General features: G+C 36.2%; 14 protein-coding genes and 2 pseudogenes. 15 read left to right on the top strand and 1 reads right to left on the bottom strand.

What is annotated here, in order from left to right; all coding sequences use genetic code 11:
* Positions 1–359 precede the first annotated feature (359 nt).
* From loaP to RHS_RS05965, 4 genes and pseudogenes are all read left to right on the top strand, one after another.
* Entirely contained in the window at positions 360–902 is a 543-nt protein-coding gene (gene loaP, locus RHS_RS05975) for an antiterminator LoaP (RefSeq protein ID WP_047832624.1), read from the top strand.
* Between the two features lie 19 nt (positions 903–921).
* Positions 922–1140 (top strand): annotated as a pseudogene (locus tag RHS_RS30305) (IS66 family transposase); the annotation flags it as partial.
* Between the two features lie 1137 nt (positions 1141–2277).
* A complete protein-coding gene (locus tag RHS_RS05970; protein WP_047832623.1) occupies positions 2278–2493 on the top strand; it encodes a hypothetical protein in 216 nt (71 codons plus the stop codon).
* Positions 2490–3020: a hypothetical protein gene (locus RHS_RS05965; protein ID WP_047832622.1), complete on the top strand. Its 531-nt coding sequence runs from the start codon at positions 2490–2492 to the stop codon at positions 3018–3020. Before RHS_RS05970 ends, RHS_RS05965 begins: the two co-directional genes overlap by 4 nt.
* A 162-nt stretch (positions 3021–3182) precedes the next feature.
* Here RHS_RS05965 and RHS_RS05960 read toward each other — a convergent pair.
* Positions 3183–4248 (bottom strand): annotated as a pseudogene (locus RHS_RS05960) (transposase).
* A gap of 293 nt (positions 4249–4541) precedes the next feature.
* Between RHS_RS05960 and RHS_RS05955 the strand changes: the two are divergent.
* From RHS_RS05955 to RHS_RS05905, 11 genes are read left to right on the top strand one after another with little or no spacing between them, the layout of a single operon-like run.
* Positions 4542–5294, top strand: a complete 753-nt coding sequence (locus RHS_RS05955) for a bifunctional 3-deoxy-7-phosphoheptulonate synthase/chorismate mutase (RefSeq protein WP_395021522.1) — start codon at positions 4542–4544, stop codon at positions 5292–5294.
* Positions 5263–6519, top strand: a complete 1257-nt coding sequence (locus tag RHS_RS05950) for a beta-ketoacyl-[acyl-carrier-protein] synthase family protein (RefSeq protein ID WP_047832620.1) — start codon at positions 5263–5265, stop codon at positions 6517–6519. Before RHS_RS05955 ends, RHS_RS05950 begins: the two co-directional genes overlap by 32 nt.
* On the top strand, positions 6516–7571 hold the full coding sequence (locus RHS_RS05945; protein ID WP_047832619.1) for a beta-ketoacyl synthase N-terminal-like domain-containing protein: 1056 nt from the start codon (positions 6516–6518) through the stop codon (positions 7569–7571). Before RHS_RS05950 ends, RHS_RS05945 begins: the two co-directional genes overlap by 4 nt.
* A 47-nt stretch (positions 7572–7618) precedes the next feature.
* A complete protein-coding gene (locus RHS_RS05940; protein ID WP_047832618.1) occupies positions 7619–7900 on the top strand; it encodes a phosphopantetheine-binding protein in 282 nt (93 codons plus the stop codon).
* 39 nt (positions 7901–7939) lie between these two features.
* Positions 7940–8683, top strand: coding sequence for an SDR family NAD(P)-dependent oxidoreductase (locus RHS_RS05935; RefSeq protein WP_047832617.1), 744 nt, complete (start codon positions 7940–7942; stop codon positions 8681–8683).
* A gap of 56 nt (positions 8684–8739) precedes the next feature.
* A complete protein-coding gene (locus RHS_RS05930) occupies positions 8740–8991 on the top strand; it encodes a phosphopantetheine-binding protein (RefSeq protein ID WP_047832616.1) in 252 nt (83 codons plus the stop codon).
* Positions 8992–9000: 9 nt separating this feature from the next.
* Positions 9001–9822 carry a S9 family peptidase gene (locus tag RHS_RS05925; protein ID WP_047832615.1) on the top strand — a complete coding sequence of 274 codons (822 nt, stop codon included), beginning with the start codon at positions 9001–9003 and terminating at the stop codon, positions 9820–9822.
* On the top strand, positions 9819–10802 hold the full coding sequence (locus tag RHS_RS05920; RefSeq protein WP_395021517.1) for a carbamoyltransferase N-terminal domain-containing protein: 984 nt from the start codon (positions 9819–9821) through the stop codon (positions 10800–10802). The genes RHS_RS05925 and RHS_RS05920 overlap by 4 nt, the downstream gene beginning before the upstream one ends.
* 50 nt (positions 10803–10852) lie before the next feature.
* On the top strand, positions 10853–12403 hold the full coding sequence (locus RHS_RS05915) for an alkaline phosphatase family protein (RefSeq protein WP_047832614.1): 1551 nt from the start codon (positions 10853–10855) through the stop codon (positions 12401–12403).
* Between the two features lie 23 nt (positions 12404–12426).
* Entirely contained in the window at positions 12427–13830 is a 1404-nt protein-coding gene (locus RHS_RS05910) for a B12-binding domain-containing radical SAM protein (protein ID WP_047832613.1), read from the top strand.
* Positions 13831–13868: 38 nt separating this feature from the next.
* Positions 13869–15479, top strand: coding sequence for a B12-binding domain-containing radical SAM protein (locus RHS_RS05905; RefSeq protein ID WP_047832612.1), 1611 nt, complete (start codon positions 13869–13871; stop codon positions 15477–15479).
* The last annotated feature ends 29 nt before the right edge of the window (positions 15480–15508 follow it).

The following is a 15508-nucleotide window of genomic DNA, read 5'->3' as shown; positions in this document are numbered from 1 at the left end:
TTAATGATTTCATCTGATTTGAAAGAAACATTTGTAGAAATCTCCTTATACTCAAAGTCGATATTTGACAATACGAATAATGAAAAAAATTGGTAATAAATAGTAAAATTATAATAGAAATATTGCTTTTTATGGTAGTAAACGAAATGATTCTCTTCAACAGATTCTATTTATTAATAATATTTGTCATGTTGTATGAATACTAGGTTATACATTTTTGTAAACATAAAGCACTTATTGAATGCTAATCGCTGGAGGGACACGTTAGTTTTTAGTAAGGAACATACAGAAAAAACGAGGTAGCTTGTCTGTTAAGATTAGTGAAAGGGCGAAGCTATGACTTCTGTAAGGTGTCAAGAATGTATTGGTACGTACTATATGTTAAAACAGGTAGGGAACGTAAGGTTGAAAAGTTTTTAAAAAAAAGGTTAGATATAGAATCGTTTGTACCATTAATTGAATTGGCTTTTAAGAAAATGGGAGTAGTTAGAAAGGAATATAAGCCCTTATTTCCGGGTTACATATTTATTAAATCTGAGATGCTATGCTGTGAATTTTTAACTACAATAACACCTATAATATATGACTTACAAGATATAATTAAAATATTGAGATATTCAGATGAAGAATTTGCAATGCGAGAATCAGAAAAACAGATTCTAATGAGCCTATGTAATAACTCCCATTGTATTGAAAGCTCATCTGGTATCAAAGTAGGAAATAAAATTCACATAATTAATGGTCCACTAAAAGGTTTCGAGAGTGTTGTAAGAAAGATAAATAGACATAAAAGGCAAGCATGGATTGAGATAGAATTTATGGGAGAAAAAAGGTTAATTAGCGTATCGCTGGAGGTGGTTGAAAAGTATCAGATAAAACAAATGTATAGAGAACGAAAGTAAGCGTCAAATAATAAATAGTGGCAGTAAAAACTGGTTATTCTCTGGCAGCCCTGCCGGTGCTACAGCAAGTATTGGAATATACAACCTAATTGAAACTGCCAAAGCAAACGGTATCAATCCGAATAAATATATCTAGTTCATTTTAAGCGACATCCCTGGTATCACATTCATGGAATATCCTGAGTTTCTGGAAGACTACATGCTATGGGATCCACTTATACAACAAATATGCCGATAGCTATTTTCTTATAATATCAGGAAAATAGCTGTTTTCATATCCCCTATCTTATTTGACGCTTACGAACGAAGCAGTTTACTTGATAAAAAATTGAGGTACAATAAGTTGGGATATCATACTTACATAAGTATGTTATCCCAACTTATTGTACCTTTATTATTAGATTTCCGAGGGAAACCAGAGTGAGATTCAAAGATATTAAAAGTCCGTTTTTACAAGTACGAATTCCTTTATATATTCATTGTAAAAGTAGGATTGTTTTAATAGCAGAGATGCCATTCGAATTGATTAGACAATTATCATAAGGAGGAATGTTCTCGTATTGAAAAGGATATAAGCTTTTTGAAAATGTATATCTGGGTCGAATGTATCACCTGAAAACAGCTCACGATACCGTATAACGGAATTAAAGAGATGGTCAAGTCAGCCTTCAAAAGATAATGAACTGGGATAATTTAGCGTTTTAAGATTAGGACGGAAATCCTGTTTAAAGCGGGTGTTTATAGAAGTATTCGAAACTTTAATAAAACTACATAGTTCCCGGAGGTGTCTGTAATAGCGAAGAAAAATAAGAGGTAGGGTCCCGTAGGGATAGAAAAAATGCTTTGAATAATAAGGACACATAAAAGGGAATGATATTATCAAAGTCAATGTGAGAGTGGAGAAAGTTTAAAAATTGAAGTTTGTTTGATGCATAAATACTTTGGTAATCTGAAAAAATAGTTGCGAATTATGATGTTCGCAAACACCTATATATATTGTGAATAGGAGTTTGAATATTGGGGCAGAAAACTATAAAAAAATGGATAGGAGTAGAGAATCAATTATAAGGAGAAAACGCTGAAGTAGAATTAGTGAATGGAATACATATGACAATGTGTAGATATAGGTTAAACAAACAGTTCGAAATACCTTAGCATTCTATGAGCAGACTATTTAAGTAATGCAAGGTGAATTGAGTCTTACCGCGGATGATGAGCAGTTTGAGATGACGCGAGGAGATGTTTGGGTAATATTAAGTAACACTAAACACGCTGCTGAAGTTACTGGTATTCCATTTGAGACAATAGAATCTTATTATCCAAAGAGGTCTGATTTATTAATAATCTAAAAGAATAATTGTAGAGGAGAGAAAGAATGGAAGATAATACAACAAGTATAAAGTATATGGATTACTTTATTCCACCAAATACTATTGAAGTTGATGAAATACTCTATTCAAGTAGAGGCAGTCCCGTAATGATAGGGGGAGACTATGTTGAGTTTGTACAGCAGTTTAAGGAGCATAGTCGAATAAAAATAGTATCCGCATTTAGTTCCAAGGATAATTTGGCAAGAAAATATCCAATATGATAGATAAGTTATTTGAAAATACTGGGATTAAACCATTAGAGATTAGCTACCTAATATGTGAGAACCCAGTCTTAATGGAAGGAAACATCTCAGTTGTGCACTATATTCATAGAAAGTTCAAATTAGAAGATGCTGTGATTATACATAAGTGGGATTTGATTGAAGATTGCCGTAAAAACAGAGTATATATCATTGCCCTGGTAAGTTTTGGGATTGGTATCACTGCCGTTTTACTTGGTGTTATAGCATCAATGCTGCCGATATTTTGCTTGTTCATAGCCGTATGGACGATTACTGGAATAGCGATACCACTTTATAATACGCCGGTAACGGTTATGCTTCAGGAAAAAGTCAAGGAGGATTTTCGGGGCAGGGTATTTGGTGTTCTTAACATGATATCAAGTTCAGTAATGTCGATGGGAATGTGTTGGTGTTTACCTATTTTCAGATCCTGTCTCCATTCAATAGCTGCTTATTGGGAAAGGAGTTTTAATCATAATTCAGAGCTGTGTCTTCCTTGCAAGTAAAGAAATTGTTGTTAACGGTATTTCAATGATACAGAATTAAAGAGCGTTGGAAATACATAAAGGAGTAGTGTGAAAGAAAGTAGAGGACAGCCTAAAAATGGCGCACTTATCTAAGCTGTCAGTAAGTGGCAACTTTTTAAAGGTGTTTATTTAAGAAAACAATTAAGAAGCTATTGCTTCTAGTAGAGGATATAATCCCTCGCGTTGCAATAGTTTCATGGCTTGCTTGATAGCTTTTGCTTTTATTTTTCCATTAAAGCTTCAGGCATATCGACTTTATACAAATCGCTTGGGTTCCATGCTTCTACAGTTGATAACATCTGGTAAATTGCAGTCAGAATCATCCGGGCGATTGCAACAATGGCTCTATTCTTGCCACGGCGAGCCATATCAATACCTATTTCGGATATGATAGTGATTGCACTATCACGTTTAACACCCGGAATAGTCATAAAAAACTGGATAGCATTTTCATAATCAGAATCAGAAGAAATCAAACTTTCTATTTCACGGTCTATATCATAATTTCAGCTGTGATATAATCCATATGTGCACGGACGAGGTGCATAAGATATTTTTGGGAATCAGTCATCTGATATCCTTCAATGGATTACATCTTTTTTAGATTTGAGAGACCTAAGAAGTTTGGATGCTATTTTTTCATGATTAATCGAACTGCCAGACTGTTCAATCAGATAGTCAATAATAGATGTGGATGACTTCCCAAAGATATCGGATACAACAGAATCTAGTGCGACATTACAGACAGTAAGCGCATTCTGATATCAATTCTTTTCGCTGAAACGGCAGGAAACGAGTTTATAGCGATACCTTGTGAACCCGCGTAAAATACGGATTTTTTACAAGGAATGTAACTGTCTTTTACGAGTCCGAGACGGAACAAATCTCCAATCCATTTAGAATCTTTGTTGTCTTCCTTGTTACCTTTTACAGCTTTTATCCATTTGGGGTTTGCGATAGTAACATTGATTTCATTCTCTAAAAGATTAAACACGGGAATCCAATATTTCCCGGTAGATTCCATGCAAAGGTCAAGACAGTCATTGTCAAGAAGCCATTGCTTGAACTCAAGAATGGAATTGCTAAAGGTGGAATAACGTTTTTTCTGATAAGAAGGTTCGATACCACCAGTAGTAGTGATGATCGTGGCAACGAGAAAAGATTTGTGAACATCGACGTCACAACAGGTTTTGTAAGTAACTTTCATAGTGAGACTCCTTTCAAAAAAAAGATAAGAAGCCATTGACTGAACTGCCACACAATTTAACCAAGGCGTTAAAACAATTCTTAGTGTACGGACTCGTAGTACTATTTATTTGTGCTTGAAAAGGCAGAACTTACACTGATTAATATGCTGTCTAAAACGAAAAAAATTTACAACTCCTCTTCCCGTGCTTTGTAGTGTAGCTTCTTGAAGCTATTATCTCATGGAGTAGAGGTTTTGCAAATCTTTCATTATTATTTGTGCCGCGCCCGAAGGCGCGCGGAATGGAGATTAATATGAATAAGCTTTGGAACAAAAGACCGGTTTTAGTCGCTGGCCCATGTGCTGTAGAAAACGAGGAAATGCTGGATGAAACAGTTAAGTTTTTAGTGGAAAGAGGAGTACAGTTTATCCGGGCGGGATCATTTAAGCCTCGCACGTCACCTCATGATTTTCAGGGAATGGGGATGGAAGGACTCACTATTCTGGATAGGATCCGGAAAAAGTACAATGTAAAAATTGTTTCTGAAATTGTTGATACTTGCCATATTGATACGATGAAAGAATATGTTGATATCTTTCAGATAGGTTCACGAAATATGCAGAATTTCGAGCTGTTAAAGAAAATAGGCAAAACGTCTGTACCAGTATTATTAAAAAGGGGCATGTGTTCAACAGTTAACGAGTTTATTAGTGCTGCGGACTATATTCTTTGCGGTGGCAATAAGAATGTTATTTTATGCGAAAGAGGAATTAGAACGTTTGAAACAGCGGTACGGAATACATTAGATCTGTCCTGCGTTGCGATCATTAAGAAGGAAACAAACCTTCCCATCATTGCAGATTTAAGTCATTCTCTTGGCAGAAAAGATATTGCAGCTAAGATGGCAAAGGCAGCATTAGCCTGTGGCTCAGATGGCATTATGGTAGAAGTGCACCCGAATCCGGAAGAAGCGTTATCAGATTCAAGGCAGCAAATGAATTTTCAAGAATTCGACCAGTTCTGTGAGGAATTGAATGAATACAATAGATCTGCAAGTAAAAGCTGAGGTGGTATTATTGAGTGAGAAAGGTAGAAGAGTAGTAGTTACAGGACTAGGTATGGTTAGCTGTCTGGGCACGGATACCGATATTTTTTTCGATAAATTATGCAGCGGAGTGGATGCCACTTCACCCATTACTTCCTTCCAGACCAATGGATTGAAAAAAAAATTTGCTGTCCAGATAAAAGATGATATTCCGATAATGGATAAATGGAAACATTATTACCGAACAATGCAGTTTTGCCTGGTAGCCGCCCACAATGCTCTTCAGGATGCGCATATTCCAGTAGATACAAATAAAAACGAAATGGCGGTTAGCATGGGAACTATGTTCGGACAAATACCGGACATTCAAAATGAATTGTGTAAAAGTGGGACTAGAGATTATCGGCAGTTGTACGACAATCACATAAGAGAATTCGAATATAGTTCAATTGCTGACTCGCTGGCATACGAATTCAGAATTACCGGTTTGCGTAATACAGTTGCAATAGATTGTGCATCAAGTACGGCAGCAATTGGCATGGCGTATCGTTGGATTAAAAGTGGGAGGACAGAAATTGTATTATGTGGAGGTATAGATACCTTTAGCATTTTAAGCCATCATATTATGTCTTCGATGCGATTGATTAGCGCTGATAAAGCCCGGCCATTTGATGCGTGTAGAAAAGGATTTTTATTTGGTGAAGGTTCCGGTATGCTTATACTTGAGTCTGAAGAAAATGCCTTGAAGCGGGGCGTGAAAATACACTGTGAGGTATTAGGGTATGGATGTTCCTGTGATGCGGGTGATTTAAACCTACCGGATGAGAATGGCAAAGGATTGAGTAAGGCGATGGAAGAAGCAATATCTGAATCTTGCCTTCAAAAGAAGGACATTGGGTATATAAATGCGTATGGGGTTGGAGCAAAGGCTACCGATATGTCAGAGATTAAATCAATCAGAAACACATTTTCTAAGGAATTATCTACACTTTACGTAAGTTCTACTAAAGGTTCAATTGGACATACTTCAGGGGCATCAGGGGCAATTGATGCGATTACTTCAATTTTAGTTTTGAAAAACAGGAAAATCCCTCCCACAGTTAACTATGAGGAGAACAATGATATTGCAGATGTTCAGGTTGTTTGCCAAAAGCCGGCTAAATTTGATGGTTTTGCTGCAATATCAAATTCTATAACTTTCGGCGGAATTAATACAAGTATTTTACTAGGGAAGTATGCAAAATGAGTGAAAGAGTAGCAATAACCGGTTTCGGAATAGTAGTTGAGAGCAATAATGAAAGTGATTTGTTTCATTCTCTCATAAAAAAGAAGCAAGGGAATTTTATTAACATTTCCGATATAGAAGACCAACTCAAAAAGATGAAAGTCAGATATATGGGAATCAATAGATATGGTCAAATGGGAGTGTGCGCAGCGCACTTGGCCTGGAATGACGCAAATCAACCCTTTGATGCGATAAAACACGGACAATGGGGTGTTATGGTGGGTACTGCCTTTGGAGAAGGTACCGGACTTCATACAAATATATGCAGTACATTTATGGAGCAAGGCCCTGAATGGATGTTACCCCGCACAGTAATGAATAAAAGTCATAAAACTATTGCAGATATTGTGTCTATCGAACTGAACCTGAATGGATCGAGTCTGACATTATTATCAGATAGAACAGCTTCGGGTTTAGCCATACTAAATGCTTTCGATGATATTAGAAGTGGATTTCAAAAAGGAGCAGTTATTGTGGGTGCAGAATATATTGACCAGCATTTGATGAATTCTGCTGAAGCATTAAGAATAAACAACGGTAATCGATTGGCAAGCGGGGCATTTTCCATCATACTGCAAGAGGCTAGCAGTATTGATACATCAAATGTAATCGCATACATAAAATCGGTTGAACAAATGAGTGGATGCAGCGGGCCGCTATCTTTGGCTTCTGATAATTTATTCAGTAATATTACGATGAGTATAAATAAATCTATTGAAAATGCTGAAATTATAGCGGACGATATAGATTATATAATTGTTTCAAAATTAGGTACTCCACAAGTTGACGAATGTTTTGAAAAAGCCTGTAGGGATATATTTAATAAATCTATTCCTGTCATTTGTACAACAAATGCTGGGGGAGACTTTTTGGGTGCTAACTCAGTTCTGGGGACAATTTTGGGGACACTGCAATCGAAGGAGCAGATTTCCAAAGGTGAAGATTGCAGGTATGGTATCATAATATCTTATGGCTATTCCGATCAGGTTTGGTCTTCGATATTAGAGCATTAACTAAATATTTGCAAACTATTAATTTATAAGTGGAAGGAGTAATAGGAATGTATGAAAGAAAAGAAATATATTCTATTATCAGAAACATTTTAAGAACCCTATTTGGTGATGACTATACAGAGTGTGATTTTGATTCCATTGGAGAAAATGATAGGATTGATGACTTGTTTGAAGTGAACTCAATTATGGCCATTCAGATTATTGTATGCTTTGAAAATGAAATGGAATTTGAGTTAGAAGACGAGGATCTAACCCAGGAAACAGTTACTTCATTAAAAAACTTGGCCGAATGTTATTACCAGAGAAAAGGCAATAAGGAACTAACGTAAGTTTCTCACAGCCTTTATTTTCACTATGGAGGGTTCAGAATGCAAACACTGAAAAATCATATTGCTTTAGTTACGGGTGCTTCAGGAGGAATAGGAAGTACAACTGCAAAATTATTAGCTTCCTTGGGAGCAGACATATATGTGCATTATCACAAAAATAAAGACCAGGCACTGAAAACGGTTCGGGAAATAGAAGCATTGGGACAAAAAGCTTATTTAATACCTGCTGATCTATCTAATCATCAACAAATAAAAGGAATGTTTAAGATTATCAGAGAAAAAACGGGTGCTCTTGACATCTTAGTGAATAATGCCGGTATGAGTAAAACAAGTTATATTAAGTTTTTATCTGAAGAATTATGGGATGCGTTGATTGACACTAACCTCAAAAGTTCTTATTTATGCTCTAAGTATGCTATTGGATTGTTATGTAAATCAAAGAATGCCAGTATCGTCAATGTAGCGTCCTTTGCCGCCATGAAGGCATTAGTCGGTGAAGTAGGTTATAGTGTGTCCAAAGCGGGAATGATTTCGATGACAAAAACAATGGCAAAAGAAGTTGGCCGGTTGAATATACGTGTAAATGCTGTTGCGCCTGGCCCGGTTAGAACCAATATGTCTCCATTAAATGATGAAAAGGAAAAGGAACTTAAAAACCTGACACCGTTAATGCGGGTAGGCGAACCGGAGGATGTTGCCAATGTGATAGCATTTTTTTGCCAGCCCGCATTAAACTTTCTGACAGGTCAGGCTTTAGTTATTGATGGGGGATTATCTTTATAAGCCATATAAATTCATCCGGTGTATATAAGTAATTATCTTAAAAGGAGGGATTCAAAATAAATAAGCTAGATGTCGTTAAAAGTATAAAAAATATCATTATTAAATCGATGGGTTTAGAAATTCAACCGTCACAAATTGTGGGAGAGGACTTGATTGAGGAACTTGGAATCAATTCAGTAGATGCCTTGGAAATTTTCGTTTGGATTGAAAACATATTTGAGATACAGATTGCTGATGATGAGCTGAATGCAAATCTATTAGGCTCGATTGAATATTTGGCAGAGTATATTTCAAGTAAGAAAAATTAGGAGTTAAATATGAATGAATCATCAGCAACAGGCTGCCTCGTTTCAAAAGTAAATATCGAAGGTATACCTATTATATTAATTGAGAATTTAATTACAGCAGTAAAACCAATAGTTTTCATTTTTCATAAATTGCTTATGCGTAAGGAAGATCAATTACCTTTAGGATATAACCTCGCAAGCAGAGGCTTTTTTTGTGTTCTAATGGATATGCATGGCCACGGAGAGCGGGAAATAAGCTTTGATAAAATGATGAAGTATGAGTTTAATGATATGTTTGTGGATATTTACAAGACAGCGGAAGACATACATCCAGTTATAGCGTTTTTAAAAGCCAATTATGCCGGTAAGCTAGACTTCGATAACATGAATTGTGTAGGCGCATCCATAGGGGGAAGTATAGCAGCTGTGACCGGTTATTTAAGAGATGATATAAAAAATATTGTTTCTATGGTAGCGATACCATGCAATTGGGAAAATTCCATGAATGCAGATTCGTTTCGGACATTTAAGTTTTTTGCCAAATCAAAACAAATTATTGATTATGAGAGAATGAAATCTGACATGCAGAAATATGAACCGTTAAAACATTACCGTGCGGGAAATTTTTCTCATAAAAACATGTTTTTTTTAAATGGACAGCTTGACACAGCGATGCCTGTTGAAACGGCATATCAAAGTTATCAAAAGCTAAAAAATATCTTAGGGCCTCAACATAATATTCGATTTAAAAAATACCCCAGAGTTGGACATGAGATTTCAAATGGTATGTTAATTGATTTGTTTGATTGGTTAAAGGAAAAAAATGAGAGATGGATTGAAGGTGTACAATGATTGTTGTTTTGGGATTAGGAGGCTCAAATCATGATTTTTCCTCTTGTATTGTCAAAGACGGAATCATTTTGAGCATGATCGAAGATGAACGGATTACAAGGAATAAATATGGAATCGGATTGGGAATAGAACTTGGAAAAGGATATTCCCGAAAGTATTGTTTGAATGAAGCTAACGTAACCTTAGAAGAGGTTGATTTAATCGTTGCGAATGACATAATTTCCAAGCTGATGTATTCAAGGATGAAGAAAGAAGTTGTTTTAATTAATCATCATTTGTCCCATATCGCCAGTGCCTTTTATCCCTCCGAATTTCAAGAAGCAGCCATATTGGTCGTAGATTCTGTCGGAAGTAAGATAGAGGGCAAAAGAGGTGATCAATATGAATCTATATCATTTGCAAACGGCAAAGGAAATAAGATAGAAATTTTGGATAAGCAATATGGGTATAATCTGTCAGGTACTGATTACGTAGAAAACTCTTTAGGTATTTTTTACTCTATTATTACGCAAATTATTGGATTTAATGAGCATGAAGAAGGCAAAACTATGGGACTGGCTCCTTATGGTACAGATACATACTATCAAATGTTAAAAAAACATATTAGATTCATTGGAGATGGCAAGATCGAGATGACGTCGGATGATATTAATGAATTGCTGGGATATAGAGATTTTATCAATTCACACTTAGATGAAGACAAAAAAAACAGTGTCAGAGCTGATTTTGCTTATGCTTGTCAGTGTATTCTTGAGGAAGCCATGTTATACCTGGTACGCCACCTGTATAAACTAACTAAATGTGATAACCTATGCATTACTGGCGGGGTCGGACTCAATAGCGTTGCAAACTATAAAATATATAAGCAAGGGCCTTTCAAAAACATATTTATCCAGCCCGCAGCAGGGGATAACGGTACCGGAATTGGCAGCGCGCTATATGGTTATTATGGCATATTGAATAACAAAAGAATTATTTGACAATTAACCATTTATGTATAACACTTTAGAAAAAATCGAGGAATTTATCAATGAAAATGCTTATATTCGGAATTGATGGAGCATCATACGATCTAGTCAATAAACTTATTAAAGAGGACAAACTCCCCACCATAAAAAGATTATCCGAATCAGGTTTGTTTGGTATATTAAATGCAACAACCCCACCCCATACAGCGCTTGGCTGGCCAACTGCATTCACTGGGGTAAACCCTGGGAAACATGGCATCTATCAATTCTGGGATACTCAGGCAATCGATTATGCCGGAAAATTTATGGAAAGTAAAGATCTGGCAGTACCCACCGTTTGGAGTTTGCTGAATAGATATGGGTTCAAGACGGGTATGATCAATATTCCAATGACCCATCCACCGACAGAAGTGGATGGGTTCATGATATCCTGGCCTCTTTCAAATACTCTGAAATATTCCTATCCGGAAGACTTATTAATAGAAATTGCGAAGAATGGCGGTCATGTAGCCAATGATTTGACAACAATGTGTGATGGAAAATCCGAGTATTTGGATAAAGTTGGAAAGTTCATTTCAAAGAAGGTAAAAACAATTCAATACCTTATTAAGAACAATGACTGTGATTTTTTCTGGGTTGTATTTACTGAAGTCGATAGAGTATCCCATATGTTCTGGCAATATATGGATGAAAGCAGCCCTGAATACAGGGCAGATGTTGATGATAAAATGAAAACAGCAGTGGAAGATACATATATAATGATTGATCAGGCATTAAAAGAAACCATCGAGTCGCTACCATCGGATACTTCTCTGATGGTTATTTCAGATCACGGTTCCGGGGTTGGGAAAATGGATTTCTATGTTCCATCGTATTTATATGAAAAAGGGTATCTTAAGCTGCTGAAAGTCAATAAAGATGAAAAACAGTGGAGTGAATCGACTCAAATCTTTAATAAAATGAATAAAGGTTCTATATATGAATGTATGCATCATGAGGAGAAATACACTGTAGATTGGGGTAAAAGTACAGCATACATGGCAGCACCGGGATCTTATGGTATTAACATTAATCTCAAGGGAAGACAAAAATTCGGTATCGTTGATTCAAAAGATTATGAAGAATACCGAAATAAGTTAATGGCTCTATTGGAAGAGGTTGAATGCCCCAAGAGTAATAAAAAGATGTTTAAGGCTTACAGAAGAGAGGACATATATTTTGGCGATCGAGTATTTAACGCACCTGATATAGTTCTTATCCCCGAAAATTATGGTTTTATGGCACATCACGCTATTGTGCCCGGCACCTTGTATGGTACGCCTGAAGAAAAGGGACTGCACAGGGAAGAAGGGATTTATTTGATCAATCGGGAGAATGCTACACTAAAACCTCTTACGGACAGGGCATCCCTTGCCGATGTTACTCCTACAATTTTAAACCATTTCAATATTGCAGTACCAGGATATATGGATGGAGAACCTTTATGTCATTTTGATTTGGCTGAGGAAACGGGTAAAAGGGACAGTCAGGAGGCGCCTGACTGTCAGTATTCGGAATCAGATGAAGATACGGAAGACATAAAAAAAGCATTAAAAATGTTAGGCTACTTATGATTATTCAATAAGGACAGGTGTTTATGAAACAAAAAACAGATTGTTTATTTATAGCTTATACAGGTATAAATCCGGATTTGTATTTATCCGATAAATACAAAGAAATTCCCTTAAAATTAGAAACTATATTTAATGGTGCGATAGCGTACCTGGGCACATATGTTAATAAAAAAGGGATCACTTTTGATTATATTGGGTCCTATGAACTCGAAAAGGAATTACTGGAAAAGAAACTGGCTAAGAACGATTATGCAGTTGTAGCAATTAGTACCACGTTTTGTAAAAGTATTGGATCAATCAGTGAACTGGTGAAGTTTGTTAAGAAGATAAATTCATCGGTGAAGATCATTGTTGGCGGACCATATCAGGCAAACATTATTAATCAGGTTGATGATTTGCAATTACAACTGCTGCTAAACAAAATGAAAGCAGATTTTTATTTAAACAGTTATCATGGTGTAGAGGCTCTGATCAGCGTAATTGAAGCAATAAAAAACGGTACGGACTATAGACAGATCAACAATATTATTTACCGGGAAGGCAAAAAATTCACTGTAGTACAAAAAGTTCCCGAAACGAATGAAATTGAAAATAATCATATTGATTGGAGTCTGTTCAAGGATAGACTGAGTACAATTGTTCCCGTGAGAACATCTGTATCCTGCCTATTTGGATGTAAGTACTGCTCATATCGTACTCAGGCAGGAAAGTACAATCATTTAAGTGTTCAATCTATCGAAAAAGAGCTGGATGCGATAGACCAAATTGAAACAGTTAGTATGGTTAATTTTATTGATGACTCCTTTAATATGCCCAAGGATAGATTCAAAAATATCATGAGAATGATGATTCGAAAAAGGTACCATTTTAAGTGGCACTCAAATATCCGCTGTCAAAACATTGATCGAGAGATGGTGGAACTTATGAAAGAGAGTGGATGTGAGGGAGCCGTTCTGGGATTGGAATCGGGTAGCCAGGATATGTTGAATCATATGAATAAAGGGATAAAGCTAGAGGATTATATCAAAGGACATGAACTATTCAGAGAATATGATATTTTGACGATGGCTAACTTTATTATTGGCTTTCCAGGCGAAACAATGGAGTCAGTAAATGAGACAATTAGTTTTATCAACTTGATAAAACCGACGTTTTTCCATGCTCACCCGTGGTATTTAGACACCAAGACGCCGATTTGGAATGAGAGGGACAAATACAATATTAAGCATTCCACCAGTACCGAGTGGTCACATCAAACTATGGATTCAGCGACAGCTACAAGTTTGTGTAAAGATATAAATAAAAATATGAACAGCTCTACATTTATGAGTATGGATTACAGCATAATTTTCCAGATGATAAATCAAGGGATGTCGCTAAACCAAATAAAAGAAATCATGGAAAAATTTAAAGAGCTGGCGATATAGGTGAACATAACAACTATAGATGTAAGGGAGCGGAATAAATGAAAAGTGTATCTTTTGTATATTTAACAATAAATCCTCTGCTTGATGAACATATTGGTACTGCCAGTATTGCAGCTTACCTGGAAAAGCACGGTATTGCAGTGAAGATGAAGATAATTTACTTTGATCCTAATGATTTTGAAATAGAAAACATTTACTATGATCTGCCGGACGCAGATATATATGGTTTTCCACTTTTTAATAATACAGCTAGTGTCATATACGATCTAAGTAAAATGATAAAGAAGGATAAGCCGGATAGTTATATTTTTGTTGGCGGACAATTACCAACACAAGCGTATAAACATATCCTTAACGATTGCCCTTATATAGACTTCGTTGTTTTAGGTGATGGTGAAGAACCAGTGTTGAACGCGGTTCAGGCAATTACGGACGGGAAGGACATAAATGATATCCCATCCATAGCGGTAAAGGGTGGGATGGATAACGATAATAAAGCACCGAATATTACCCAAGTAGAAGAATTGCCTTGGGTATCGCGCCAATATTTGGAACAGATGATTGAGAGTGGTTTCGGATCGGCGAGAATGACAACTTCCAGGGGGTGCTTAGGCTGTTGTTCGTTTTGTTCTGAAAACAGTTATAGAAAACGTTGGCGGTGCCGAGAGATTGATGATGTTTGCGATGAAATCTTTCATATCTATGAAACATACGGGGTAACCAGCTTTGTGTTTAACGATGGCAGTTTTGAAGACCCCGGTGAGCAGGGGAAGGAACGCGTTAAAAAGTTTTGTGTACGAATGCTGGCTTATCCAGTGCAATTTCATTTTTGGTGTTTTTTGCGTGCGGAAACTTTCCACGAGAGTGATTTGCCGTTGATTAAATTAATGAGAAAAGCTGGATTTACACAGGCTTTTGTGGGAATTGAAGCAGGAAATAATGATGATTTGAAACTTTATAGTAAAATTGCAAAAGTTGACGACAACTATAGAGCAATGAAACTTTTTCAGGAGAGCGGAATCAACGTTCTGATTGGATATATTATGTTTAACCCCTTATCTACACGAGAGACTCTGCGAAGTAATTACGATTTTCTGGTCAACATCGATAATTGGCGGCCTTATGCATTCATTGGCAAAGCCTTAATATATTATAATACCGGTTTGCACAGGAAAATAAAGAAACTGAACCTTCTTTCAGATGATTTTTCATACCTGAACCCTTCCGGATACCACTTCGCCGATAAAGACGCAGAGAAGTTATGGGAATTTATAGAAAGTAAATTGATCCCCTCAATTATTTTTAAGAAATATGATTTTAACTTTTTTTACTTTAATAATTTCTATGATAGCCTGCGAGGACTGTTCCCCGAACATATGGAGCATCATGACATAAAGTACAGGAAATTATTAGGTGATGTTGCAGTCAGACTTGCAGAATATTTTAAAATGCTTTATGTTGACTATGATCTGACGGCTGCTGAGCACGAATTACCCAGGCTGGAGAATGATATGAAACAATTTGTCTTACGTTTAAATTCTTTCAAATTAGAGATTATTATGAAAGAACCTATTAGGATTTATTTGAGAAATATTTCTAAAAGAAAAACGGTAATGCCGTTCGAATTACAGAAAATAAAAGGCGAATAATCACTACCATCAAAGGAGGGCTAAAAACA

It is taken from the genome of Robinsoniella sp. RHS, assembly GCF_001029355.1.
Classification (GTDB): domain Bacteria; phylum Bacillota; class Clostridia; order Lachnospirales; family Lachnospiraceae; genus Robinsoniella; species Robinsoniella peoriensis.
The sequence above is the reverse complement of the archived record's forward strand: the minus strand, read 5'-3'. Positions and strand labels throughout refer to the sequence as shown.

Coding starts and splice junctions, on each gene's coding strand:
- RHS_RS05925 (WP_047832615.1), top strand. CDS start 9,001: ATGAATGAATCATCAGCAACAGGCTGCCTCGTTTCAAAAGTAAATATC.
- RHS_RS05920 (WP_395021517.1), top strand. CDS start 9,819: ATGATTGTTGTTTTGGGATTAGGAGGCTCAAATCATGATTTTTCCTCT.
- RHS_RS05940 (WP_047832618.1), top strand. CDS start 7,619: ATGTATGAAAGAAAAGAAATATATTCTATTATCAGAAACATTTTAAGA.
- RHS_RS05955 (WP_395021522.1), top strand. CDS start 4,542: ATGAATAAGCTTTGGAACAAAAGACCGGTTTTAGTCGCTGGCCCATGT.
- RHS_RS05915 (WP_047832614.1), top strand. CDS start 10,853: ATGAAAATGCTTATATTCGGAATTGATGGAGCATCATACGATCTAGTC.
- RHS_RS05935 (WP_047832617.1), top strand. CDS start 7,940: ATGCAAACACTGAAAAATCATATTGCTTTAGTTACGGGTGCTTCAGGA.
- loaP (WP_047832624.1), top strand. CDS start 360: ATGTATTGGTACGTACTATATGTTAAAACAGGTAGGGAACGTAAGGTT.
- RHS_RS05945 (WP_047832619.1), top strand. CDS start 6,516: ATGAGTGAAAGAGTAGCAATAACCGGTTTCGGAATAGTAGTTGAGAGC.
- RHS_RS05970 (WP_047832623.1), top strand. CDS start 2,278: ATGGAAGATAATACAACAAGTATAAAGTATATGGATTACTTTATTCCA.
- RHS_RS05965 (WP_047832622.1), top strand. CDS start 2,490: ATGATAGATAAGTTATTTGAAAATACTGGGATTAAACCATTAGAGATT.
- RHS_RS05950 (WP_047832620.1), top strand. CDS start 5,263: ATGAATACAATAGATCTGCAAGTAAAAGCTGAGGTGGTATTATTGAGT.
- RHS_RS05905 (WP_047832612.1), top strand. CDS start 13,869: ATGAAAAGTGTATCTTTTGTATATTTAACAATAAATCCTCTGCTTGAT.
- RHS_RS05910 (WP_047832613.1), top strand. CDS start 12,427: ATGAAACAAAAAACAGATTGTTTATTTATAGCTTATACAGGTATAAAT.